Source organism: Gimesia benthica (assembly GCF_009720525.1).
Lineage (GTDB): Bacteria > Planctomycetota > Planctomycetia > Planctomycetales > Planctomycetaceae > Gimesia > Gimesia benthica.
Genome location: NZ_CP043930.1, coordinates 6,670,249 through 6,694,585, shown reverse-complemented (window position 1 = coordinate 6,694,585; position 24,337 = coordinate 6,670,249). Strand labels below are relative to the sequence as shown.

Sequence of the window (24,337 nt, the reverse complement as noted above, 5' to 3'; positions counted from 1 at the left end):
TTCGAACTGAGTCAGTAATGACCACACACGATCCTGAACCATCATCCCGTCGCATCAAAGGCAGAACGATTGTGATCAGCCTGCTGATCTTCGGGCTGGTGATGTCAGGATCTTTGTATGTGTTTCAGGCCATCAACACCTATCACTTCGCTGAAACTCAGCAGGCCCTGGCACAGAAGTTCCCGAAGTCCCGCCCCCGCGTTGAGGGGGGACGGCTCAAGGGAAAAGAGGTCAACCCGCTCACCTTCCGGGTGACGCTTGCAGTCGACTTCAATCCCAATGAGAACCAGTCCCGCATCGACGAGCTGGCAGATCAGGTGCTGCTCGTCGCCCGCGAGCATCTCAACCTCAACGAGTACGAAGTCGCCGAACTGCACTTCTATCAGCCGATCCCCGAACAGCAGATTCTGATGCGGGATCTCGAAATCAATCTGGCCGACTGGCAGAAACAGCACTGACGCGTCCGTGAGACCAGCGCCCACACAACAGACAGGCCTGTCGAACCAACCGACACACCCCGGTTCCTGCCGAGTGATCGTTGTCCGTCACCGCTTATGAAAAACAGCCTGAATCCCGCGGTAAAAAACGCGTCTTTTAGATTTCCCACGAAAACATCTGGTTTGGCATAAACATTGCCTGTGTACCAGCTGCCTGCTGATCGTTTCTGTTGAGAAGCATGAACTGCATCCGCTTTTCCGGAAACACGAAAATAATGGTTACCCTCCAGCCTGTGTGATGACGCCCGTCTTTATCGGCTGGAGGGTTAACCATTTATAGCCTGCTCCCTTGTGAGTTTTCCTCTTCGCGCCGCTTCCCTTCCGAAAGATCCTGGCTCCGGCTATCATCGAACGTATCGTAAGTGACGAGGAAATTCCTGTTTCAACCTGAGCGGTCATGACTTCACTGCAACAGCAACTCCAGAACTCCAGAAGCTTCTGGCTGGTCATCAGCATCCTCCTGCTGTTCCAATTCTGTCTCGGCCTGTATTCTGCGCAAAAGCTGAGTGTCACGCACGATGAATACTGGCATCTGCCGGTCGGGCTGCTCACCTGGAAAACGGGACGGACCGATTATGATCGGCTGAACCCGCCCCTGATTCGCAACTGGGCGACTCTCCCCCTGTTATTCACGTCGGCCCAAACCGGCGATCCGGAGCACTCCTCCGATCCCGCCGATTACGGAGACGCGTTTCTCAAAGCGAATCCGGAACAGTATCACCACTATTACGTCCTCGGACGCGTGATGATTCTCATTCTGGCGGTTACTTCAGGACTGCTGCTGGCAGTCTGGGCCCGCGAACTGTTCGGTCCCTCTGCGGCCTGTCTGGCGGTTTTTCTGTGGAGTATGAGCCCCAACATTCTGGCGAATGCCGCTCTGGGAACACAGGACCTGGCGATCGCGGGCTGCTTTCTGGCAACCTTGTATTGTGGCTGGAAATTCGCGTTAGCGGGATCGTGGAGGTGGGCGCTGATTACCGGCGCCGTACTGGGGCTGGCTCAAATCACGAAATACACGGCCATTCTGCTCGTGCCTCTGTTGATCATGCAGTGGTTCCTGCTGCGAGTCAAAAACCCGGAAATCAAAATGGAGACTCCCGCGAAAGTCATAATCGGACGCTGGGTTGCCTTGCTGCTCGTGTGCTGTCTGATCATGAACGCCGGATACCTGTTTCAGGGCAGTTTTCAGTCCGCCAGCACGTATCAGTTTCAGAGCTCGGAATTGAAACTTCTGAACCAGCTGCCTGCCCTGTTGCAGAGTCTCCCCCTGCCGCTGCCGCGGGATTACCTTTTGGGGTTCGATCTGCAGCGGCATATCATGCAGCAGTCACACCCCACGTTTCTGGATCTGGAATGGCGGCTTACCGGCTTTCGTAGCTATTACATTTTCACTCTGCTGTATAAACTTCCCCACGGCATCCAGTTGATATTGCTCCTGGCGGCCTGGCAGTGGTTTCAACAGCGGCGCACGACGCTTATGTCTCCCCGTGTTCTGGGCATGCTGTTAAGTCCGGTTGTGCTACTGATCGGCATTGCCAGTCTGTCGAATAATCAGCTCGGTCTGCGGTACATCCTGCCTGTGATTCCGTTCCTGTTTCTGTTGATCGCCCCCCTGGGAGAACTGATTGATCTGGAAAAACGGAAGGCCCTGGCACTGGTTGTGATCGTCGCCTGCGTGAGTCTCCCCTTCTCGCTCCGCTATGCACCGGATCACCTGGCTTACTTTAACGAATTCTCCGGCGGTCCCGAGAACGGCAGCTATCATCTCATCGATTCCAACATCGACTGGGGACAGGATTTCTATCGCCTCAAAGCGTATCTGGAACAGCATCCAACAGACGACCTGGGACTGGCGTATTTCGGTACGATTCCCCCTTCAATGTTGGGGACTCCGTATCGCATCCCGCCGGAACTGCAGCCGCAACCGGGAACGTATGCGATCAGTGCCAGCCTGCTGCAGGGGCGCCCCTATTCGGTGCGTAAAGAGGATGGCAGCCGGCACAATCTCGGTACCGATGCCCTCGGCTATTTCCGCTTTTTTGAACCCAAACGACGGCTGGGATACTCCATCAACGTGTATGAGCTGACACCCGAAGACGTTTACCGCTGGCAGAATGCGGTCAACCAGGCGCGCATGGGGCTCATGCCTTCCAATTAAAACCGACTGTCTGCCGGAATGCTCAGTCAGAAAACGGAAGTACTGTTGAATCCGTGATTTCCAGTTCGTTGAGCAGTGTCTGGTACTGAGCACGCGTATTGATATTTCGCAGGCTCCGCAGCCCCGGATCAATTTCCTGCAGTTCCGTCGTTTCCAGAAAGACAGAATCCACCTGCGCGACGAGGTCAATCGGGCGTCGTTTTCCCTGTGACAACAGTTGTTGAATCGTCTCGAGCAGCGAGACGCGATAGATGGCCGCCAGCGGGTGCAGGCGATCTCCTTCGCGAACCATAGCCAGTTGTTTGTTTCCCAGACGGGAGCAGAGGCATTCGATCATTGATGTCTGGATCAGAGGCGTATCACAGCCCGATACAAACACGGCTTCGCATTTCCCGTGCAATGCTTCAATTCCCTGCCCAATCGCCGCGAGAGGCCCTTCCAGCGGCTCTCGATCGAAATAAACGGGAACACCGGCAGGCAGTGTGGGAAGTTGTTGATCCGGGGAGGCCATCACCACTACCGGACTGACACAGGAGCCAATAATTCTCACTACGCGCTGCAGCATCACCTCCTGGCCCAGAGGCAGCAGGGCTTTAGGATAATTCATCCGCGAACTGGCACCACCACAGAGTACGATTCCGCCGATCTTCAATTCTGCGTTTGAGTTTGACATCTCAGCTCAAGTAATTTACAAACAAAAATGAAAGTCACAGTTTAACAACTTCTCCTCTCAAGAAGCGATCCGAAATCATGAGTGATCAGAATTCTGAACAGGAACCATGGTATCGCGATGGCCTGAATTTCACCTGTACACAATGTGGAAACTGTTGCACGGGCGCGCCGGGAGTGGTCTGGGTCGATGATGCAGAAATCAAAGCGATAGCAGACTTAACGGAAAAATCGACGGGAGAAATTCTGTTAATGCATACTCGACTTTATGCAGGTCGACGCACCTTAACGGAATATGCAAACGGGGATTGCACTTTCTTTGATCCAGAAAAACGTGGCTGCACAATTTATGAAGCACGTCCGGTGCAATGTCGCACCTGGCCTTTCTGGAATTCGAATCTGAAAGACAAAGCAAGTTGGGACTCTCTCTCTCCCGACTGCCCTGGTGCAGGTAAAGGTGCCTTCGTCAGCTTCGAAGAAATTCAAAAACGGTCTGAGCAGATCGACTTGTGATTCAGCAGCGTGTCGTAAGTCAGGTGAGAACTTTCCGTTTGTTCCGCGCACTGTTTTCACAACGACAACGCGCTGACTTGAAATGCATTTCGATACCGTCAGAATCTCGATCGCCTGGTGAATTTTGATTTTATTTCGGTTCAATAAGTAACGGTTGAGCAAGACTTTGGAACGTCGAAAACGACTTGTTCTGCTCACAGAGGGCACTTTTTTTATTTAACTTCGAAGTTTGTCAAAAAATCTTACAGTCTGGATATAGGGACTATAACGAAGTTACGAATCCTGGTTCCGGGGTTCTGAGCCGAAACCGGCTCTATTCCTATCCTGTTTTCCAGATTACACTTAAGATCGTCTCACCAGCTCATTTCACGTCGAAATCCCCTGCATTTGCGGTTTTGGCTTTTGACAGTTGAACAGTGTCTCCCTGTCCAAGAACCAGGCGCGAAACCCCTGCGCTGAAAGATCGGTCTTGACTTACTGTTCAATTGTGGGAAATAATCTATTGTGACACTAAGTCGTGTAACCCATTACAGTTGAGACGGCTCTCGAGTGCCCAGCGGAAGGGCGTAGCTGTCCGACGGCTTCTCAAAATTGGGAGAACCCAGTCGTGACGAAAAAAGAGATTGTCAAAGTGATTTCGGAAGAGATTGGTCTGACACAACTCAAGACAAAAGAGATTGTGCAAAAAACGTTCGATGCGATTGTCGATACACTCGTCACCGACAAACGAATCGAGCTCCGCAATTTTGGCGTTTTCGAAGTCAAAAAGCGGGCGGCCCGTAAAGCCAGAAATCCAAGAACAGGCGAACGCGTCGACGTGGAGGAGAAGTACGTCGTCACATTCAAGCCTGGTAAGGAAATGGAAAAACGTGTACGCGACCTGGAAGAAGAAGCAGCCAAGCTCAAAGCGGCCGCTGCCTCCCAACCACCGGTAAGCAGTCCACCTGCGGCGTCAACACCACCGCAGCAGACTCCTCCACCGTCGTCGGCACCACCCAGTCCCGGTACGACACCAGGGTCCCCTCAAGTAGGAAGCTACAACAATTCCTACCCGTCGGGTACGCAGCATACACCTTAAGCCTTTTTCTTAAAGACCTTATTGTGGAAAGAACTGGTATGAGTTTTCTCATAACCGGTCTGATTTGATGGTACATCAACAGACCGGTTTTTTTATGCCCCTTACTACCTGATCTCACTTCTCTCAGCGTCTGATGAACGATTATTCCGTATCAGAGGCCCATTTCAGCCCTCAATGGCCCGATTACCAAAATAATTGGAATAATCCGCATTTTTTACCAAAGTCACCTGATCCGGTTGTCGATAAAACGATCTAGAGGAGAATAAAAGCGGTATTTATAATCATATCTCTCCACTCTCCTCCCTTCACATTTCAGCACTTTAACCCCTTCGATATCGGTTTGATGCCTTGATTTCAATGGATTGAATTAAGGGATCTCTGCCTGGGATCACTACCAGCAAATATGGCACGACCATATCATGGAGAAAAAAATGCGTAAGTTTCTTTTGGCCAGCATGTTAATTGCAGTATCGCTCACTCAGGTCGGATGTGTGGTTCCTATCTACTCATCTTCACGTGATGACCGTACTCGTCAATTAATCTTCCAGTCTGAAAGTATGCGTCACATCCCAAAGATCTGGGAACGTATCTGGGGACTGGATATGCCTGACGTAGCCACGCCATACCGAACACATGGTGGTGTCATCTAACGCATCCTCCCGGGGTCATTCCGCTTGCCCGGGCGCAAACGGATCCGTTGAACAGTTGACGCTTCAGACATAATTGCAGCTGCCGTAATTCTCATTTCGGCAGCTGTTTCGCTTTTACCAGTTCGCTATTTACGCCTCGCTCTAACTGGTTCTCTCCCGTCGGTAACGCTAAGATGTGACTCAGTGGATCCACGTTGATCTGCGTCTCGAGTGCCCTGGTAATACCAGCCGACTTTCACGCCCGGCGATTGACGGGGCACGCTCTATTTCAATCCAGACTTCAATAGATGAGACAGCCTCCGGCTGTCCCGGATAACGACTCGATGAACGCCCCGACCCAAACGGATCTGTTATCAGTTACGCTGAACCGTCTCCAGCTCAAAAACCCGATCCTGGTCGCCTCTGGTACATTCGGGTATGCACGTGAAATGCAACCCTTCCTTGATTTCTCCCGACTGGGAGGCATCATCCCCAAAACCATCACGACGGAGCCGCGGATTGGAAATGCTCCCCCCCGCACCGTTGAAACGAGTGCCGGCCTGCTGAACTCAATCGGGCTGGATAACGACGGCATTGATCTCTTCCTCGAGAAACATCTCAACTACCTCGCATCGCTGGAAACCGCGCTGATTGTGAACATCGCCGGCCGCTCGATCGAGGAAATGGCCCGGATGGCAGAACGGCTGAATGCCTTTCCGGATCAGATCACGGCCCTGGAACTGAACATTTCCTGCCCCAATGTGAGTGGCGGTGTCGATTTCGGCACACAGCCCGAGCTGACCGAGCAGATGCTCAAACAGGTAACCGAGAGCTGTGAGTTACCCGTGATTGCCAAGCTGACCCCCAACGTCACCAGCGTGGTCGACATTGCCCAGGCGGCGAAAGCAGGGGGCGCAGATGCGGTCTCACTGATCAATACGGTTCAGGGAACCGCCATCGACTGGCGTCGCCGCAAACCGATTCTGGGGGGCGTCTTCGGCGGACTGAGCGGCCCTGCCATCAAACCAGTGGCCTTACGCGTCGTCTGCCAGGTGGCCCGGGCCGTGGATATTCCCATCATCGGCGTGGGTGGGATCTCTAATATCGACGATGTCATGGAGTTCATCGTCGCGGGTGCCTCTGCCGTCCAGATCGGAACCGCCAACTTCTACAATCCAGGGCTCGCGACTCAGCTGGTCACGGAGCTGGAACAGAATCTGATCGCGGAAAACTGCTCACAAGTCAGCGAACTCGTGGGCACGCTGGTGTATCCATAATACTGGCACTGTCTCACACACCGTAGCCTGACCATCCACAATCGAATTTTTAAGCGACAAAGAGAATAAACTCATGCGAGTGTTATCGGGAATTCAACCCACGGGCCGCTTCCACTGGGGGAATTACTTCGGGGCCATCAAACAGTACATCGACCTGCAGGACAACGACCAGGCATTCTACTTTATTGCCGACCTCCACGCCCTGACGACCGTTCGCGATGCCGAGCAACTGAGACAGAACACCATTGATGCGGCCCTGGACCTGCTGGCATTAGGACTCGATCCCAAACAGGCGACTCTCTTCCGCCAGTCGGATGTTCCTGAGGTGACCAGCCTGACCTGGATTCTGATGACGATCACGCAGATGAGTCTGCTGGAAAAATGTCACGCCTACAAAGACAAAAAGGCCAATGGAATCGCTGCGGACGCCGGTCTGTTTACTTACCCGGTGCTGATGGCTGCAGATATTCTGCTGTATGACAGCGACCTGGTACCGGTGGGTCAGGATCAGGTACAGCACATCGAAGTCACCCGCGACCTGGCCCAGCGGTTCAACATGCTGTTTGGCGAAACTCTGACACTGCCGAACTCCCGCACGCTGGATACCTCGGCCAAAGTGCCGGGTACGGACGGAAGGAAGATGTCCAAAAGTTACGGCAACGTGATTGAGATCTTCGAAACGGCCAAGCAACAGCGCAAGAAAGTCATGTCGATCAAAACGGACTCTGCAGCCCTGGAAGATCCCAAAGATCCTGACAACTGTGCCGTGTTTGCCCTGTATCAGCTCTTTGCTGACGAAACTCAGCAGGCAGAGCTGGCAGCCCGCTATCGTGCCGGCGGCATGGGTTATGGTGAAGCCAAGCAGGCAGTCCACGATGCGGCTCTGGAATACTTCGGGGAAGCCCGGGAACGCCGCGAACAGCTGGCCGCCGATCTGGACACCGTCCACGATATTCTCGCGGAAGGGGCCCGGAAAGCGCGGGAAAAAGGGAAAGAAGTTCTGGAGCGGGTACAGTCTGCCTGCGGCCTGGGAACCAGTCACCTGTCGAAATGAAAAGAGTCGCATGTCGGATCCAACTTCAGAAGTACAATCTGAATCGCCGGGGTCCAGAACGGGCTTCCTCTCCTGGTTGATCATCGGTCTGGTTTTGATGACGGCACTTTCGCTGCTGGCCGTCCATCTGCCCGAGCGGCTCAAACTGATTCTGGTCTACGCCGTCGTCTATGGGCTGGTGGCGGGAGCGATGCTCTCGACCCTCGCCGTGAAAACGGGACTGACCGTGACACGCGGGATTTTGCTGACGATCGTGATCCTGACCATCGCCGGACAGGGCCTGGTGCTCTATCTGTCTCATCAGCGATACCAGGCAGCGACTCTCCGACAATTCAAACTGGATCAGACGACGCTGGTCATCGACCGGATGTTCGCGACGGGAGAACCTCCCGAAGATCCGCAGGCCCGAAAAGAGTATGACCAGGTATTAGAACAGTTCCAGGCGGCGAAGAAGGAACGCCAGGAGAAGAAGGAGCATCTGCTCAAAATCTCCTCGTATCTCGAACATCGGATTTCCCCGGTGGCGCAACTGAATGCCCCCTGGCCCCTGCTCTTCTGGCTGGTGGAACTGACGCTGTGCTGTGTGGCTGCGGTCTGGGCCAGCCGTCAGGTCACCCAACCTGCAGCTCTTGACTCCGAGCCAATAGAGACTGCTCTGACAGACCAGGAATCGACAGAGAGTTGAACCTCGTCCCGCGTCGTGCTACTTTGATAGAGAGAAAAACGACTGCCTTCCTGCGATCTGCTGTCCCCAACCTGACAAAGGTTCGACCCCATGCTCCCATTACGCTCGCGTATACTGGCCCTCTTCCTGTCCGTTCTGAGCCTTGCAGTAAATTCCGCTTCCGCAGCGGACTGGCCCATGTGGCGACACGATCCCCAACGCTCGGCTGAGACCGCACAATCGCTGCCTGAGAGTCTGTTTGTCCAATGGGTTCACAAACTGCCGGCGCTTGAGCCCGCTTTCAATAATGAGCGACTGCAGTTCGACGCAGGCTATGAACCGATCGTGAAAGACCAGCGGCTGTTTTACGGTTCCTCGCAAACGGATTCCGTCACCGCCATTGATGTGGCCACCGGTAAGGAACTCTGGCGTTTCACCACCGATGGCCCGGTTCGTCTGGCTCCGGTCGCCTGGCAGGATCTGGTGATCTTCGGTTCGGATGACGGCTGCGTCTATGCGGTGGCAGCTGAGACCGGCGCACTGCGGTGGAAATACCGGGCGGTTCCTTCCCAGCGACTGATTCTGGGTAACCGCCGCCTGATCTCCGTCTGGCCAGTTCGCGGTGGCCCGGTGATCGAAGAGAATACACTCTACTTCGCCGCCGGTGTCTGGCCGTTTGAAGGTGTCTTCATCTATGCCCTGAATGCGGAAACGGGGGCCGTTAAATGGGTCAACGATCGACTCGGTTACATTTACGGACAGCATCCGCACGCAGCGGAAGCCTTTGGTGGCATTACTCCGCAGGGTTACCTGGTCATCGCCGGAGAGGAACTGATTGTTCCCTGCGGCACCGCTTTTCCGGCGCGGATCAATAAACAGACGGGCAAACTGATCGAGTTCGAACTGCCCAAACCAGGACGTACCCCGGGTGGCTGGTTCGCGGCTGCGGGCAAAGCAGCCCGACGGGGAGAGACGAAACTTCCGCAGACTCCAGCAGCTCAGCCGGAACTGCAGTTTGACCGGGATGTGAATTCTGCCCGGCACGAGAATGGACAGAATTATGGTCCGGACGGCAAACGGGGAATCCGACAGCAGATTCAGACTGCAGATCGTAAGCTGACCTACAAAACAGGGATTCCCGGTGTTCCGGGAGTCATTCACAGCCTGATGGCCGCTGCGGATCGCCTGTTTGCGGTGACGGAAGAAGGGAGCATTTACTGTCTGGGTCCAGAAGAAACGACACCGGTCACCTATGAGTCTCCCCTGCTGTCAAAGCAAACGAAGTCAGCCGGTCAATCAGCTCAGGCTCCGTTACCAGCAATGTTTGGAGACGCACTGCAGGCCGGCGGTTATGTCTTCCTCGCAGGGGTTCCCGATGCGGAACTGCTCAACACACTACTGACTCGGCATGACCTGCAGATCATTTCTCTGATCAATGATCCAGGGCAGCTCACACAGCTGCGACAGTTATTTCACGAGCGGGGATATACCAGTTCCCAACTGGCTTTTCTCCCCGGGCCACTCGATACGTTCAGCTACCCGGCTTACTTTGCACAGACGATTATCACAGCCGAACCCGTTTATGCCGGTATGAAATCGTATGCAGAACAGGTCCGCCTGCTCTATCCGTCACTCAGACCCTATGGCGGCCGATTACTGGTTAAGACGTCGGAGAGTGATCATGGTCGACTGGCGACGGAATTCAAGTCGCTCTCACAAGTGAAAATTTCGCGTGTCGGCGACTACTCGGTCTTTGAAAAAGTGGGCGCCATTCCCGGTTCATCCAATTACACGGGTGGCTGGTCGAGCCCTGACGAACTGGTCAAAGCACCGGTGGGTGTACTCTGGTATGACGACAGCGTCGGGAACTTTAAACGGGCACCGCAGCCGCTGTTCGTCGATGGAGTGATGATCTCGCATTCGAAATTCTGGCAGGGTTACCCGGCGGGAATCCGGCCTCCCTACAAATTACTCAACCCCCAGTTTTCCGATGTCTACACGGGCCGCAAACTGAATGCGATGCAGGCTGAAGTTCTGACGACCGAGCTGCCTACACTCAACCAGGAAGAGAAGCAGCCGAACCAGTATCGGCCACCTTATCAGACGAACGCCTGGAGTCCCCCACCGCCGGTAATTGGCGAGCGGACGAATCCACTGAATGGCAAAACCGAACCGCGGGCCTTCCCTAAAAGTTACGGCTGCGACGGCGGCGTTGATTACAGCTACGTCTATACGATGCGTTCCGGGACCGCCGCTTTTTATGACAAGCGGGTGGAGAGCGGTACGATTCACATCAGCGGCCCCCGTTCCGGCTGTACGAACAGCATTGTGCCTGCGAATGGTCTGCTTAACGTGCCCTATTACTTCCAGGGATGTACCTGCAGCTATCCACTTCCCGTTGGTCTGTCGCTGATCTCCCTACCTGAGACGCACGAGCAGTGGATGGTCTGGGGGAAAGGTCAGGCGCAGGACATTCAACGGGTCGGGCTCAACTTCGGTGCCCCCGGCGACCGGATGACCGACAAGGGCACACTCTGGCTGGATACACCCAGCGTGGGAGGGCCTTCGCCGGAACTCAAGCTTGAGATTCAGCCCGCGAGCGTCAAACCGTTCTACGAGCACTCCCTCTGGATCGAGGGTGGTCAAGGCTGGCCCTGGGTGGGTGCCTCCGGAATCACAGGCGTGGAACGGATCACGTTACATGATCTGGAGCCGGGCGAATACACGCTGCGACTTTATTTCAGGGATCCGGAATTCGCGGCTGCCGGAAAGCGGGTCTTCTCGGTTCAACTCAATGGACAGCCGCTGATCCAGAACCTTGACATCGCCGGGGAAACCGTATCACGACAGCGAATCCTGGTACGGGAATTCAAAGATGTTTCGCTGACCGAGTCCGCCCAGCTGAACTTCACGGCTCAGACGGGAACAGCCCTGATCTGCGGTGTGGAACTGGTGCGGCAAGGGCTCCCCCTGGATGAGATTGTCACCCTGCCCGAACAGAAACAGGAACTGCTGACGAAGTAGTTTTCAACGTCTGTTAATAATCGCGGAAGGGTCCCCGGGGTTCGGCTTCGGCCATCTCTTTCTTCCAGTTGGCAAAGCGGGCTTGCAGCTGTTTGAGTTTCTCGGGATGCGTCTGGGAGAGATCGTGCTTTTCACTGACATCTGTGGAAAGATCAAACAGGCCGTTCCCTTTTTCGGACTCAACCCACTTCCAGTTTCCGACGCGAGCCGCCTTGTCGGCGCGACGCTGCCAGAACATTTCTGAGCGAGGTGAATCGGCCTGGCCCATCAGCGTGGGCAGCATATCGTATCCATCGATGACAACCTCCTGTGGCTGGGGAATGCCTGCCTCTTTGAGGAACGTCGGGACGAGTTCTAACGATGTGAGCAGGCCTTCGTTGACAGTTCCCGGTTTGATCTTTTTCGGATAACGGATCAGGCAGGGGACGCGAATACCCCCTTCGAACATCATTCCCTTCTTGCCTTTCAGGGGACTGTTATCAGCACCACCGCCGCCCCCGTTGTCAGAGAAGAAGACCACGATCGTGTTGTCGGCGATTTTGTATTCATCGAGCAGATCCAGCACTTCGCCGATGGCGGCGTCCATGCAGGTGATGGAAGCGACGTACTCCAGACGTCGCCTGTCGGCCGAGGGTTTCTGGTGAATGACGGGGCCTTTGGCGGTTTCCCGGAATTCGTAACGGCCGGTTCGATTCCTGGTGACGAACGTATCCTTCAGCTCGGGATACATGGCTTTATATTTTTTCGGTGCCTGGGCAACACCACGAATGCGGGGATCGAGGTTTGAGGCGCTGTGAGGAGCGTTAAAGGGGAGGTAAAGAAAGAACGGTTTGTCGTGATTCTCTTTCACGAACCGCACTGCTTCCCGCTGGAAGAGATACGTGCAATAGGTGCCCTTGTCTGCTTCGGTGGGCTGGTTATTGCGATACATGGAAGGCACGCCGTAGCGTTCGTGCGTGAAGTAATCGATGCCGGTGTTGGTGAAGCCGTAAAAATCATCGAAGCCCCGGGCGAGCGGCAGGAAGCGACGATGCACGCCCAGATCCCATTTTCCGTAGATGCCACTCACGTAACCGGCTGGTTTCAATAAGGCGGGCAAGAGCTGTTCGCGGATATCCATCCCGCCGATGCGTTCGAAGGTGACATCATACTCGGACGGTTTGTACTTGTGGCCGTAATCGGGGGCCTCGTTGCGGATCATGTCATAGATCCCGTTCCGCTGCGGATAGCGTCCGGTGAGCAGACTGCCCCGACTGGGGGTACACGCCGGCCAGGTCACGTAGAAATTGGTCAGTTTGACGCCTTCCTCAGCCAGACGATCGAGGTTGGGGGCGATGACCTGCTGGCTGCCGAAACTTTTCAAATCGTGATAGCCCTGGTCATCGCTGACAATCATCACGATGTTGGGCGGTGTGTCTGCGGCCTGCAGCGAAGCGAGGTGCAGCGAACCGATCAGACAGAGCAGGATCACAAGAGCAGATGATTTCAGCACACGGGCTGTGAGCGGATGAGGAACCATAGGTGGTATTCACTTTACATCTAACGTTCGAGGTTCATAGCATAGGAGTAACCCGCTCAGGATAACAGATGCGCCCGGGAAAACTCAAACCCCCTGCAACAGGAATCAAGACGATGCACGTCCGCTGTTACTCGATCGTTTTACTGCTACTGTCCATCCTGCTGACGGGAACGGCCCGCGTCGAAAGTGCGCACAAGCCTGCTTTTGTCCCGACCAGCTACCAGCTCTACTACGGGAGCGAGCCCCGCCTGCTGAAACAGTTGCGGGACCGGATCCGACCGGGCCAGGTGATCGTGATCGAACTGCGGGGTCTGCAGCCTGATCAGGTTGCCGACCTCGTGAAAGCCGCGCATCAGAAGCAGGCGAAAGTCATCGCTTATCTGAGTATTGGCGAATTGGGACAACTGGAAAAAGCAAACTTTGAGAAGTATCTCAAACGGTCTCCCAACGGGTATCCTCTCAGCGAAATTGTGTTCGGCAAAAACCAGACGTTTGAGTCGTGGTATGTCGATGTGAGCTATGGCGAGTGGAGGGGCTTTCTGATGGAGCGGATCAAGCGGATGTATGCCCAGAAGATTGACGGACTGTTTCTGGATACCGTCGACACCGCCGACCTGTATCTCAACAGAAAGGAATGGTCGATACCGCGTCGTGCCAAGAGTGTGACAGCGATGATCGGCCTGATTCGGGATATCAAGCGATTCGATCCTGAGAAGTTCATCATGCAAAATCGGGGCTTGAACCTGATTGGGAAAACGGCGATTGTGGGCGATAAGAGCCAGATGGTCGTGCTGGCTCTGGACCTGGCGCATAAGCATCCCGGTAATCCGGACGGGCTGCTCTGGGAATCAGCGTTCGCACATTCAGGCGACTGGATTGAAAGCAAAGAGCGGGAGATGATCCGCATTCAGAAAAACGGATTCACGACGGTCTTCACGCTGGGATACAGCGATACCAGCGTGAGTGCAGACACGTTTTTCCGTAAGAGTAAAGCAGACGGATTCATTCCCGGCTGGGCCAGTTCCACGACGAAACTGCACCTGGAGCTGACGCAACAACCGCCGGGCAAGTGAACCGGTTCAGATCATGAAGTCGGTTTCGCGTCCCAGGATGCGGTCGACCAGATCCTGAGGCAACTCAATCGACGGGGCATGCTTTCCTGCCACATCGGTGGGATTGATGCCACAGTACTGTGACCAGGGCCCGAGGTGCCGCCAGCGTCCGGCCCGGTTCGGTTCGCTTTCCATCACGGGGGTGGTGCAGCGATTACAGCCGATGGTCGGGTAGCCCTGCTGATGCAGCGGATTGGTGATAACCTGGTTGTCTTTGAGGTAGGCCTGGAACTCATCCTTGGTCAGGCTGGCCAGAATATTCACCCGCAGGCAGTTCATGGCGGGGTCAATCGCCAGGATAGGCACATTGGCGCGTTGACCGCCGTCGGCCCGACGGAGACTGCCGATGAGGGCATCGTACTGATCGGCCACCTGAATGAGGGGTTCCGTCTTACGCAGATCGCAGCACTTTTCCTGACCTTCGACAGACAGGTACAGGACGCCCAGTTCTTCGGTCTGTTCCTGCATCGTTTTGGCCGGCATCAGCGTGACGATGTTCAGGTTGTATTCTTCAATCAGGCGGTCCCGGGTATCCAGGGTCTCCTGAAACAGCACGCCGGTATCGACGAACAGAATCGGGATGTCGGCCTTTAACTGGCTCAGCATGTGGGCTACCACGCAACCTGCACGCTGCATCGATGATAAAGCTGCCAGTCGTGTGCCAAACATTTCCTGTGCCCAATGAATCAGCTCCAGGGGAGTTCGTTCTTCAAACGACTCGTTAAGATCTGATAAATCAGCCTGAGTCAGACGTGCCATTCAAGTATTCCTGCTGCGTTTTCCGCGTACTGACGCGAAAAGGCAGATAAGCGATGCCAGTAAAAAGTCCTGAAATAAGGGAAAAACCGCCTGTGAGCGGACAATTTCAGGAATTGTAGCGAACAGTCAGAAATACCTCAATGCGCTCCTGGACGGCTGCCCGCCAAACAGGGCGATTTTTCCCTGTTTGGCGGCAAAACCGCGTTAGACAGTCAGAAAATCAGGCCAGCAGGCGTTCCCGCTCGGGAATCCGGTGATTCTCCAGTTGGAAGAATTCTTCTTTGTTCAGATCGGCAATGCTGTCGACCACCAGATCGGGCTGATAAGCATACTGGCTCAGGTCCGAGAGGGCTGTTCCGCCGGAAAGTACCAGCACGGAACGATAGCCCATTTCGACGCCTCCCAGAATGTCGGTCTCCATTGTGTCACCGATCATGGTTGTCTGAGCGGAGGAGATCCCCAGTTCCTGACGGGCACTCCGCATCATGACGGGACTGGGCTTACCCACGCTGAAAGCTTTCTTCTTGGTGGCTGCTTCCAGCATGGCGACGATCGCCCCGCAACCGGGACGCAGGCCGTTCTGAGTCGGGCAGTTGGGATCCATATTGGTAGCAATCAGCTTGGCACCGTTTTCGATCATGCGGACGGCGGCCTCAATCATTTCAAAGTTGACCATGCGACCTTCGCCTACGACGACATAGTCGGGATCATGGTCGACGATCGAGTAACCGTTGCGATGCAATGCATGCAACAGGCCACCTTCGCCGATGACGAAGGCGGTGCCGTGGGGTTTACTTTGCGCCAGGAACCGTGCGGTTGCCATGGCACAGGTAAAGATATGCTCTTCGCCGACGGTGATTCCCATCCGGCCGAGTTTAGTAACGACGTCGCGGCGGGTACGCTGGCTGTTATTGGTCAGGAAAATGAACGGCAGATCGCGCTTCTTGAGTTCATTGATAAATTCGGTGGCACCTGGGATCAGGTCGGTCCCTCTGTAAACTACGCCATCCATGTCAATCAAATATCCTGGTAACATTGTGTTCGGTCCTTGAATTTAGAACTTGAGTGAGTCAAATCTCACGTGGGAAATCTTCAGATGCCGGGCGCGCGCTCACTGAAAAACGTCAGTGTGTGAATCGGGTCTTGGGGAAAGCTCTGTGAATTTACAGAACTAATTGAGTTCTATTTTTCGACTCCAATTTGACCATCAGAACAATTCATCTATGTGGCATCTGCTGAAGAGTAGTAGCGCATTTCGTAACAAACATGATTGATGGACTTCGCAATTGCCGTGCCGCTCGAGAGGGCTCCTCGATTCCCGACCTGCAGACCCATTGCCATAACCCATTATGAAATAAGGCCTTTTTCAAATGCGCCTTTCAGAGGATTGATTAGAAAACCGCCGAATCTTTACAAGGAACTCACACAGACCGCGGACGAGCCACTTAGCAATTAAGCGGGTCTGCACAGGAAATAGACAGTACGGGTGTGATCTCGCAGCGGCAGCCGCTGCTGAAAATGTGGCTGCTATCAATAAAAACCCCGATCGACTTCGCAAAGCCAATCGGGGTGTCGCAACGAATCATTTTCTTAGGGAGATCTCCACTCCAGCCGGTTATTCAGATTTGGAAATATCCTGAATCTCAATCCGGCGGGGCTGCATCTCGGCCTTCTTATCCATGACCACGGTCAGGACGCCTGCATCGAGAGTCGCGGAAACAGAGGCGGGATCGGCCCATTCCGGCAGGCGAACCAGTCGTTTGAATTTGCCGAAGCTCCGTTCGTTGTGGAGATGTTCCCGGTTTTCGACCGACTTGCGTTCGCCGGTAAGAATCAGGTTTCCATCCTGAATATCCAGAGACAGATCTTCTTTAGTCATACCGGGAACATCCAGGGCGACATGGAATTTGCTGTCTTCTTCCCAGACGGAAAGCGGCGAATAAGCGCCTTCGAAGCCATTAAATGACTTGCCGAAGAACTGGGTGAAGGCATCATCCAGATCGGAACGCAGGTTGGCAGAAAAAGGAAATCCGAGTTTGTGATTGCGTGTGCTTAACATGGCATTGCTCCTTATCAAATAAGAAACGAAATTGTATTAACAGTAATCCCTGACAGGTGGGACTGACCAGCTGATTGACAGTTTCCCCACATGCATCCAGCATGCCAATTAGTCACACAGAACAACAGATTTCACCACAATTCTTTTATTATCAATCACTTATGATCTAATATTTTTTCACACAAAAGAGCATATACAATCAGACGCACACACAAATAACGCCAATATGGCACCCGCCACCCAGCCACAGGCAGTGCCATTATGGCATTGCTGCATCTCAGCGCATAAAAAACTCGCAGCAAACCCGAGGGCCTGCTGCGAGAATATTACCGATTTCGGTACTCTGAACGAAACGCTTACGCGTTGTAGTAGAGATCGAACTCATAAGGATGAGGGCGTAAACGAATCGGATCCAACTCTTCAGTCCGCTTGTACTTAATGAAGGAGTTGATCAGGTCTTCACTGAAGACGTCGCCAGCTGTCAGGAACTCGTGATCTTCTTCGAGAGCGATCAGAGCTTCGTCCAGGTTCTTGGGAGCGACGTTGGTTTCAGCCAGCTCTTCCGGAGTCATGTCGTAGATATCACGATCGAGTGGTTCACCCGGATCGATCTTGTTCTGCACGCCGTCGATCATCGCCATCATCAGAGCGGTGAAGCTCAGGTAACCGTTGGCGGTCGGATCGGGGCAACGGAACTCAACACGCTTTGCCTTTGGGCTGCCGGAGTACATCGGGATACGGCAGGAAGCAGAACGGTTCCGCTGGCTCATGGCCAGAGTCACGGGCGCTTCGAAGCCAGGCACCAGACGGTGGAAGCTGTTGGCAGTCGGGTTGGAGAGAGCGATCAGAGCACGACCGTGCTTGATGATCCCGCCGATAGCGTGAATCGCGAATTCACTCAGTCCGGCATAGCCATCACCGTACATCAGGGTGTTGCCATCTTTCCAGAGTGAGATGTGAGTGTGCATCCCGGAACCGTTATCGTCGAAGACTGGTTTCGGCATGAAAGTCACGGTTTTTCCGTTCCGCTTGGCGACGTTCTTGATGATGTACTTGTACCACATGAACTGGTCAGCCATCTGCAGCAGTGGTGAAAATTCCATGTCGATTTCACACTGACCGGCGGTTGCCACTTCGTGGTGGTGGGCTTCGACAACGATGCCGACCTTCTGCAGTTCTTCAACCATTTCGGCACGCAGGTCGCCGTAGGTATCTGTGGGAGCTACGGGGAAGTAACCGCCCTTGTAACCCACTTTGTGGCCCAGGTTGCCTTCTTCAGAACGACCTGTGTTCCAGGCAGCTTCCGAAGAGTCGATTTCGTACATGGCTCCCCGCTGGTTGGAAAGGTAACGTACGTCGTCGAAAACGAAGAATTCAGGCTCGGGACCGATGAAGCAGGCATCGGCCAGGCCGGTCTGCTGCAGGTAAGCCAGACCTTTTTTGGCAACGCCACGCGGGTCTTTGTTGTAATCTTCTTTGGTAATGGGGTCGACGATGTCAGCCAGAACGCTGACGGTCGGCGATTTGAAGAAGGGATCCATTTTCACGGTAGCAGGATCGGGAACAGCCAGCATGTCTGAGCTGTCGATTGTCTGCCAGCCACGGATTGAAGAGCCGTCGAAGCCGACGCCGTCTTCAAAAGTACCTTCATCCCAGGTGCTGAGGGGGTACGAGCAGTGCTGCCAGGTACCAAAGATGTCGGTAAACTTTAAGTCTACCATCTTGGCGCCATTTTTTTCTGCGAAGGCAAAAAAGTCCTTGGGAGTCATCGTTAATTTGCTCCTCTAAAATTCTGAGTGATACTGCAGGTGAAGAGGTCCGCCTTACCCTGTCCTGCGTAGAACCGATCATTTCCAAAAAATAGTTCAAGCAAAGACGACAGTTCACAGAAAACACTGCGGACTGCTCCAAAAGCTACTCAAGTAAAACCAGAACGATTCAGATCTTAGAACGCTTTTCTCTTTACTCGTTTTCGCCGTGAGTCAGACGGGCTCCACTGCTTATCAACAGAGTGTCTGGCGACTCACTTTTTCGGGCTACTTTTTATCTTCCTGACATCAAAGTAGATCGGCTGGACAGATAGCGATTGCAGGAGTTCGCAACCATACCGAAACCCTCAGGCACAACCTGCGACCGGGTCTGATGTTGACGGAAACTTCAGTCGGCGCAGGTTGCCAGTTTGAAAATCACCTTAACGTATCAGGACCGAGAAATCTACTGTGTGGCAAGACTTCTCTCATGAAATCCGGCTTGCCTGCAGGAGTGCTTAAATCATGACAGTCAAATAAAATCAACAGCCTGTAACGATTAGCCAGACAAGCGAAAGACGGGCGCGCAGTGGTCCCGCAGAGCAGCGGCATTCTAAAGGATCTTTAATTATTTGAGACGCCTGTATAACGACTAAACGGTCACCAGTGCTTTCATCTCGCGAACCGCCTGTTCCATGCCGACCAGCACTGCCCGCGAGACGATGCTGTGACCGATATTCAGCTCACAGACATCGGGTATGGCGGCGATCTTCGAAACATTACGATACGTCAATCCGTGCCCCATATGCAGCTTCAGTCCCTGCGCGACGGTAAACTCGGAGGCTTTCACGATGACGTCATATTCTTTCTGCTGTTCGTCGGCCGAGGTCGCATCGGCATAGCGGCCGGTGTGCAATTCGACAGCGTGTACTCCCACCTGTTTTGCAGCCGCGATCTGTTCGACATCGGGGTCGATAAACAGGCTGACCTCAATCCCTACCTGTTGCAGCTGGTGTACACATTGCTCAACCCGCTCCAGATTGGCGACCACATCCAGGCCTCCTTCGGTCGTCAGCTCTTCCCGCTTTTCGGGAACCAGGGAAACCTGATCGGGGCGGACCTCCAAGGCAATCGCCGTCATTTCTTCTTCCGCCGCCATCTCAAGGTTCAGTTTGACCTGAACCGTTTTTTTCATGGTGTAGAGGTCGTGATCCTGAATATGCCGTCGATCCTCACGCAGGTGCAGGGTAATGCCATCCGCGCCTCCCAGTTCCGCCAGCACGGCCGCCCAGACGGGATCCGGTTCAAAGGTTAAACGAGCCTGACGGACGGTGGCGACGTGGTCAATGTTTACACCTAAAGCGGGCATTACATGCTTTCTGTTCAAATAAAGTCAGATTGGCGAGGTGGGGAAGAAACTCAGCCCCCCGGGACATTCCTTAAATCGACAATCGAGGCCGGAGAAAAGTTCTCGGCGTTCACTCAAGAATCTCCCTTATCTTATTGCTTTTTCCTCTCAGTTCCAGAATCGGCCCGGCAGAAACTTCGGCAATCAGGTCAATTTCAAAGAAAATCCTGATCTTTTGTCGCATTCCTGTTTCGTTGACGAATCTCTTCTGGAAGCAGGCACTGTTTCCCGCTGATGGCAGACTTTCGTCCCTTCACAACAGGCCAGAACATATGTGGTTTCCAGAATACAAGCAGTTCTTTCCCCGCTGGCTCGTACACATTTTCGCTAATGCTACCCGGCGGTCCGTTCGCGTATCTCGACGACGGTTAAAAGCGAGCTCTGCTCCGATCCTGTCGCAGACGGAGCTTCTCGAAACCCGACAAATGCTGGCAGCCGATGATCTGACGGCGCTTAGTGATGATTTTGAGGACGCAGCCACTCAGTCGAACTGGCAGCGGTTGTATCAGACCGAAGGCTGGGCCGGCGATCAGCTGCAAACCTGGGATGTGAACGGAACACAGTCGGGCCGGATGGTTATGATCCCGCACACGACCGTCTGGTACCAGGATTATCGCGGCCCCATGGTTTACAAGGAAATCACCGGCGATTTTGTGATCACGACGGAAGTGCATATTACCGACCGCGACGATGTGGGCGACAGCGACCTGGATGATGTTCCCAACGGCTCGCAGTACTCACTGGGCGGACTGATGATTCGCACGCCACGCGACATCACTGATCCGGCAGTCGACTGGAGCCCGGGTTCGCATCAGAACGACGGGACCAACAACGGGGAAAACTATATCTTTCTTTCCCTCGGCTGGGGGAATGCCGGCAGTCAATTCCAGATGGAGACCAAGACCACCCGCAACAGCAATTCATCACTCGTGCTGCAGAGCATGGGCAACAACGCGGTGATCCAGTTACAGATTGCCCGCATCGGCGACTCCGCTTACACGCTGTACCAGATTCCCGGCCAGGACTGGGTGTTAAACAGCCGATATCATCGCCCCGATCTGCCTGAAACACTACAGGTGGGTATGGTGACTTACACCGACTGGACGAAGGCCAACGACTATGATCCGTTCTATCAGAACAACAACACTCTGCAGCCGGGCGGCTACGATCCGACGCCTTTCGAAGCGTTTCAGCCCGACCTCGTTGCCGGTTATGAATTCGTGCAGTTCGATCGCCCTGAGATCCCCGTCGCCTTACAGGGACTCGATCTGCGGACCCAGGCCAGCGATCAGGAAATGCTGTCCTTCCTGGGAGAGAATGTCAATGGGCCGGACCTGCCGACCGTGACGCTGGAAACATCTGTGTTACCGGTTGAGGAACTCAGCAGCAGCCAGTTGGAATTTGTGTTCCAGCGGAGTGCAGAGCAGATCGATCAGCCTTTGACGGTGGCATATCAGATTTCAGGTAGTGCCACACCGGGGCTGGACTTTCAAAGTCTGAGTGGGGAAATCACATTTGCTGCCGATGCAGCAACGGCCACGCTGGTGGTTGACGTACTCGAGGATGCGCTCGATGAACCGGATGAAAGCCTGGCCATCCAGTTGCTGGCAGGTAATGATTATCTGCTGGGAGAGACGACGTTTGCCAGCGGTACGATCCTGGATAACGATTATACGAATGTCGCGCCCGTAGCCACTCCGATTGCCAATCAAAGTCTGACGGAAGGGGCCGCATTCAACCTGGATGTCAGTCCCTATTTTACGGATGCCAACCTGCCGGACGGCGATCAGCTCACGCTGTTGGCAGCCTTGTCAAACGGTGATCCGTTGCCGGGATGGTTGATTTTCAACGCGGTGACGGGTGTCTTTTCGGGCGTCCCCACGTTCGCTGATGTTGGCAGTATTGAAATTGAAGTCACCGCTGCCGACCTTGGAGGCTTGACCGACAGTGTGCTCTTCCAGTTGACGGTCGCGCCGCTGCCGCGAACTCAGTTGCAGTTGCGTGTGGTGAAGTCAGCGACATCGGTCGCCGCCAATGGTGAAAGTCTGGTACTACCTGCACACACGGGAGACCTGCATGAATGGGAATCGTTTCAGGTTGAAGTCTGGGGACAGGTCAATAATCTGACTGACGTCGGCATCGTGTCGTTCAGTTTTGACCTGACCTATGCGACGGAGTACACCACTGCGTCAGTCGTGGAATTTGGCCCCGCGTTTACGCAGAATCAGTCGGCGCTGATCGATGATGCCAGCGGCCTGATTCAAGGTATCAGCGCCAGCACGCTGGCGACCGATGTGGGCGATGATCAGAGTGTGCTGCTTGCCCGGATTCATTTTGCCCCGACCGTCGCCGACCAGGTTGATCTGGATTTGGGGTCGCAGTCCATTGGTCCTTTTGACTCAGGTCTGGCACTGGAAAATGTGTCTCTCGAACTGGTCGACCAGGCGCCGCATCAGCTGGAAAACAGTGACATACCCGCGACGCAGTTCTGGGCGGTGCCTTATGATGTTAACGATGACGGGGCTATCAATTTCCAGGATCTGATTCTGTTCGCGACTGCCTACCAGCATGATGTCGCCGATTCGCCGCTGCCTTACACCTGGGCTGTGGACTTCAACCAGTCCGGCAGGGTTGATTTCCACGACCTGCTGCTGCTGGCGGCCAACTATGGTCGTACGAAGCTCGAAGATCCTGAGCTGTATTTGCCTGCCAGCTATCCCCACGCCTGGACAGCGGCTCCGCTGGTCAGTTCTTTCAGTGCAGCGGAAACGCAATCAGCGGTTCCACCGTTTTCCTATTCGACCGCAGTGATGCAGGACTCTGCCGGGCTGCAGGGAGAAGAACCGGTCGACTCGATAGTTGAATCCCAGGAACAGAACCCAGTTCCTGTTCAGACGGTTGAGGAACCGGTTCAGACTAGCCTGCCGATAATGATCGCCTCAATACAGTGGGAGGCTGCTACGCCTCGGAGTCTTTCTCCGTTTGCTGCTGCAGACATTGATCCGTTATTCATGCATGACCGCGGACTCACTCCAATTCTGGATCAGCAAAACAGGGAATCCGAACTGAGCGGAGCGGGTGTCTGGCAGTCCGTCCCTGGTTTGTCTGCACCGCTGAGAGAATTAGAAGTGCAACAAGCTGCGGGGGAACTGCAGGAGATCGACGTGTATTTCAGTTCGCCGTTCGACGATGATCTTCTGACATGGGGATGAGCCCTGCCTGCTCGTCAGGACGCGGGGCACCTAGATATTCGGTGTCTCCGAGTTCTGCCAGTTTCCACATCATGAGCGTGGTCACTTCTTCGAGGATCTCCTTCGTATGCTTGAGGTCGTAGTACGCGGATAGATCGATTGGTTCGCCGTAAGTGATTGACGTCTCAGCGGGAGAGTAAAAGGGTTCCACCATGTTTTTACCGCCGGGTGAATTGTTGATATACACCGGGTAGACGGGTGCCTGAGAACGGAGCGCCAGAAAAGCGATGCCGGAATTCGCATGTTTGATCGATCGCCCCTCCTGAATGCCCCCTTCGGGGAAGACACCAATCAGATCACCCTGTTTGAGTTTGCGCAAGGCCTCCCGGACGGGAGCCACATCCTTCCCATTGCGTTCCACGGGAATCGAATGCATGGCACGCGAGATCCAGCCGACCAGGCCCGGTCGCTCGTAATACTCCCGCGCCATCAGGAAGCTGATGCAGCGCATTTTTTTCTGTGGATTCCCGAGGTGTGAATTGTACCAGAGAATGATCGGATCAGCGGGACTGCGATGATTGGCAATGATGATGCCTGCGGAATCGCCGGGAAAGGGGCAGCGCTGATTGCGTTTAATCTTCCAGAGCCCGGGCGCATACACGCGGGTAATCGCGAACAGAATCCAGGCACGCCAGCCGTCGGGCAGTTTTACCGCCTGGTAGACGACCACTGCCAGGAGCATCAACAGATATATGACCAGTGCCAGAACACCGGCTGTTTCAGCGCTCATTGAGAATCATAAATTGAAAAGTGTGCGGGAAGTTCAGATACGATATCAGGTTTGAGGATCTTGATTATACCGTGAATAAATTCGGCAAATCAACAATAATGCAGACAGAGTGGCATCAGCGAAGTCGTGTTCATCAAAGATCTATATTCAACTGAGGAAATATATCATGTTTAGAGCGGAATCGGGGC

At 54.2% G+C, this 24,337-nt stretch carries 18 protein-coding genes; 10 read left to right on the top strand and 8 right to left on the bottom strand.

Features of this window, described 5'->3' with window-relative positions; all coding sequences use genetic code 11:
- The first annotated feature begins 17 nt into the window (after positions 1-17).
- Positions 18-458 carry a hypothetical protein gene (locus F1728_RS26200; protein ID WP_155366505.1) on the top strand — a complete coding sequence of 147 codons (441 nt, stop codon included), beginning with the start codon at positions 18-20 and terminating at the stop codon, positions 456-458.
- A gap of 436 nt (positions 459-894) precedes the next feature.
- Positions 895-2,655 carry an ArnT family glycosyltransferase gene (locus F1728_RS26195; protein ID WP_155366504.1) on the top strand — a complete coding sequence of 587 codons (1,761 nt, stop codon included), beginning with the start codon at positions 895-897 and terminating at the stop codon, positions 2,653-2,655.
- A 22-nt stretch (positions 2,656-2,677) separates the two neighbouring features.
- On the opposite strand, the gene mobA is transcribed toward F1728_RS26195, so the two are convergent.
- Positions 2,678-3,328, bottom strand: coding sequence for a molybdenum cofactor guanylyltransferase (gene mobA, locus F1728_RS26190; protein WP_155366503.1), 651 nt, complete (start codon positions 3,326-3,328; stop codon positions 2,678-2,680).
- A 77-nt stretch (positions 3,329-3,405) separates the two neighbouring features.
- Here mobA and F1728_RS26185 point away from each other — a divergent pair, with 77 nt between their 5' ends.
- From F1728_RS26185 to F1728_RS26160, 6 genes are all read left to right on the top strand, one after another.
- Positions 3,406-3,837, top strand: a complete 432-nt coding sequence (locus tag F1728_RS26185; RefSeq protein WP_155366502.1) for a YkgJ family cysteine cluster protein — start codon at positions 3,406-3,408, stop codon at positions 3,835-3,837.
- Positions 3,838-4,444: 607 nt separating this feature from the next.
- Complete coding sequence (locus F1728_RS26180; RefSeq protein ID WP_145042118.1) at positions 4,445-4,915, top strand: HU family DNA-binding protein; 471 nt, start codon at positions 4,445-4,447, stop codon at positions 4,913-4,915.
- A gap of 973 nt (positions 4,916-5,888) precedes the next feature.
- Positions 5,889-6,821: a dihydroorotate dehydrogenase gene (locus F1728_RS26175; RefSeq protein WP_155366501.1), complete on the top strand. Its 933-nt coding sequence runs from the start codon at positions 5,889-5,891 to the stop codon at positions 6,819-6,821.
- A gap of 73 nt (positions 6,822-6,894) precedes the next feature.
- A complete protein-coding gene (gene trpS / locus F1728_RS26170) occupies positions 6,895-7,875 on the top strand; it encodes a tryptophan--tRNA ligase (RefSeq protein ID WP_155366500.1) in 981 nt (326 codons plus the stop codon).
- A gap of 10 nt (positions 7,876-7,885) precedes the next feature.
- Complete coding sequence (locus tag F1728_RS26165; RefSeq protein WP_155366499.1) at positions 7,886-8,560, top strand: hypothetical protein; 675 nt, start codon at positions 7,886-7,888, stop codon at positions 8,558-8,560.
- A 90-nt stretch (positions 8,561-8,650) separates the two neighbouring features.
- A complete protein-coding gene (locus F1728_RS26160; protein WP_155366498.1) occupies positions 8,651-11,563 on the top strand; it encodes an outer membrane protein assembly factor BamB family protein in 2,913 nt (970 codons plus the stop codon).
- Between the two features lie 13 nt (positions 11,564-11,576).
- Here the strand turns inward: F1728_RS26160 and F1728_RS26155 are convergent, their stop codons facing one another.
- Positions 11,577-13,082, bottom strand: a complete 1,506-nt coding sequence (locus F1728_RS26155; protein WP_155366497.1) for a sulfatase-like hydrolase/transferase — start codon at positions 13,080-13,082, stop codon at positions 11,577-11,579.
- Between the two features lie 68 nt (positions 13,083-13,150).
- Between F1728_RS26155 and F1728_RS26150 the strand changes: the two genes are divergently transcribed.
- Positions 13,151-14,155: an endo alpha-1,4 polygalactosaminidase gene (locus F1728_RS26150; protein ID WP_155366496.1), complete on the top strand. Its 1,005-nt coding sequence runs from the start codon at positions 13,151-13,153 to the stop codon at positions 14,153-14,155.
- A gap of 6 nt (positions 14,156-14,161) precedes the next feature.
- Here the strand turns inward: F1728_RS26150 and F1728_RS26145 are convergent, their stop codons facing one another.
- The 5 genes from F1728_RS26145 to F1728_RS26125 form a co-directional block, all read right to left on the bottom strand.
- The gene (locus F1728_RS26145) at positions 14,162-14,953 is read right to left on the bottom strand and encodes a phosphoadenylyl-sulfate reductase (RefSeq protein ID WP_145042126.1); all 792 of its coding nucleotides are present in this window, start codon (positions 14,951-14,953) and stop codon (positions 14,162-14,164) included.
- 220 nt (positions 14,954-15,173) lie between these two features.
- Complete coding sequence (locus F1728_RS26140) at positions 15,174-15,989, bottom strand: HAD-IIA family hydrolase (RefSeq protein ID WP_228030357.1); 816 nt, start codon at positions 15,987-15,989, stop codon at positions 15,174-15,176.
- Positions 15,990-16,568: 579 nt separating this feature from the next.
- Positions 16,569-17,012 (bottom strand): Hsp20/alpha crystallin family protein, encoded by a 444-nt coding sequence (locus tag F1728_RS26135; RefSeq protein WP_155366495.1) that lies wholly within the window; start codon positions 17,010-17,012, stop codon positions 16,569-16,571.
- Between the two features lie 356 nt (positions 17,013-17,368).
- Positions 17,369-18,781, bottom strand: a complete 1,413-nt coding sequence (glnA, locus tag F1728_RS26130) for a type I glutamate--ammonia ligase (protein WP_155366494.1) — start codon at positions 18,779-18,781, stop codon at positions 17,369-17,371.
- A gap of 631 nt (positions 18,782-19,412) precedes the next feature.
- A complete protein-coding gene (locus F1728_RS26125) occupies positions 19,413-20,129 on the bottom strand; it encodes a pyridoxine 5'-phosphate synthase (protein ID WP_155366493.1) in 717 nt (238 codons plus the stop codon).
- A 311-nt stretch (positions 20,130-20,440) separates the two neighbouring features.
- On the opposite strand from F1728_RS26125, the gene F1728_RS26120 reads away from it, so the two are divergent.
- A complete protein-coding gene (locus tag F1728_RS26120; protein WP_155366492.1) occupies positions 20,441-23,380 on the top strand; it encodes a putative Ig domain-containing protein in 2,940 nt (979 codons plus the stop codon).
- Here the strand turns inward: F1728_RS26120 and F1728_RS26115 are convergent.
- Positions 23,340-24,149, bottom strand: coding sequence for a lysophospholipid acyltransferase family protein (locus F1728_RS26115; RefSeq protein WP_155366491.1), 810 nt, complete (start codon positions 24,147-24,149; stop codon positions 23,340-23,342). The genes F1728_RS26120 and F1728_RS26115 overlap by 41 nt on opposite strands.
- Positions 24,150-24,337 lie beyond the last annotated feature (188 nt).

What these genes read in the sequence shown, in the direction of transcription:
- F1728_RS26200 (WP_155366505.1), top strand. Translation starts at nt 18, where the DNA reads ATGACCACACACGATCCTGAACCATCATCCCGTCGCATCAAAGGCAGA.
- F1728_RS26195 (WP_155366504.1), top strand. Translation starts at nt 895, where the DNA reads ATGACTTCACTGCAACAGCAACTCCAGAACTCCAGAAGCTTCTGGCTG.
- mobA (WP_155366503.1), bottom strand. Translation starts at nt 3,328, where the DNA reads ATGTCAAACTCAAACGCAGAATTGAAGATCGGCGGAATCGTACTCTGT.
- F1728_RS26185 (WP_155366502.1), top strand. Translation starts at nt 3,406, where the DNA reads ATGAGTGATCAGAATTCTGAACAGGAACCATGGTATCGCGATGGCCTG.
- F1728_RS26175 (WP_155366501.1), top strand. Translation starts at nt 5,889, where the DNA reads ATGAACGCCCCGACCCAAACGGATCTGTTATCAGTTACGCTGAACCGT.
- trpS (WP_155366500.1), top strand. Translation starts at nt 6,895, where the DNA reads ATGCGAGTGTTATCGGGAATTCAACCCACGGGCCGCTTCCACTGGGGG.
- F1728_RS26165 (WP_155366499.1), top strand. Translation starts at nt 7,886, where the DNA reads ATGTCGGATCCAACTTCAGAAGTACAATCTGAATCGCCGGGGTCCAGA.
- F1728_RS26160 (WP_155366498.1), top strand. Translation starts at nt 8,651, where the DNA reads ATGCTCCCATTACGCTCGCGTATACTGGCCCTCTTCCTGTCCGTTCTG.
- F1728_RS26155 (WP_155366497.1), bottom strand. Translation starts at nt 13,082, where the DNA reads ATGGTTCCTCATCCGCTCACAGCCCGTGTGCTGAAATCATCTGCTCTT.
- F1728_RS26150 (WP_155366496.1), top strand. Translation starts at nt 13,151, where the DNA reads ATGCGCCCGGGAAAACTCAAACCCCCTGCAACAGGAATCAAGACGATG.
- F1728_RS26145 (WP_145042126.1), bottom strand. Translation starts at nt 14,953, where the DNA reads ATGGCACGTCTGACTCAGGCTGATTTATCAGATCTTAACGAGTCGTTT.
- F1728_RS26140 (WP_228030357.1), bottom strand. Translation starts at nt 15,989, where the DNA reads ATGTTACCAGGATATTTGATTGACATGGATGGCGTAGTTTACAGAGGG.
- F1728_RS26135 (WP_155366495.1), bottom strand. Translation starts at nt 17,012, where the DNA reads ATGTTAAGCACACGCAATCACAAACTCGGATTTCCTTTTTCTGCCAAC.
- glnA (WP_155366494.1), bottom strand. Translation starts at nt 18,781, where the DNA reads ATGACTCCCAAGGACTTTTTTGCCTTCGCAGAAAAAAATGGCGCCAAG.
- F1728_RS26125 (WP_155366493.1), bottom strand. Translation starts at nt 20,129, where the DNA reads ATGCCCGCTTTAGGTGTAAACATTGACCACGTCGCCACCGTCCGTCAG.
- F1728_RS26120 (WP_155366492.1), top strand. Translation starts at nt 20,441, where the DNA reads ATGTGGTTTCCAGAATACAAGCAGTTCTTTCCCCGCTGGCTCGTACAC.
- F1728_RS26115 (WP_155366491.1), bottom strand. Translation starts at nt 24,149, where the DNA reads ATGAGCGCTGAAACAGCCGGTGTTCTGGCACTGGTCATATATCTGTTG.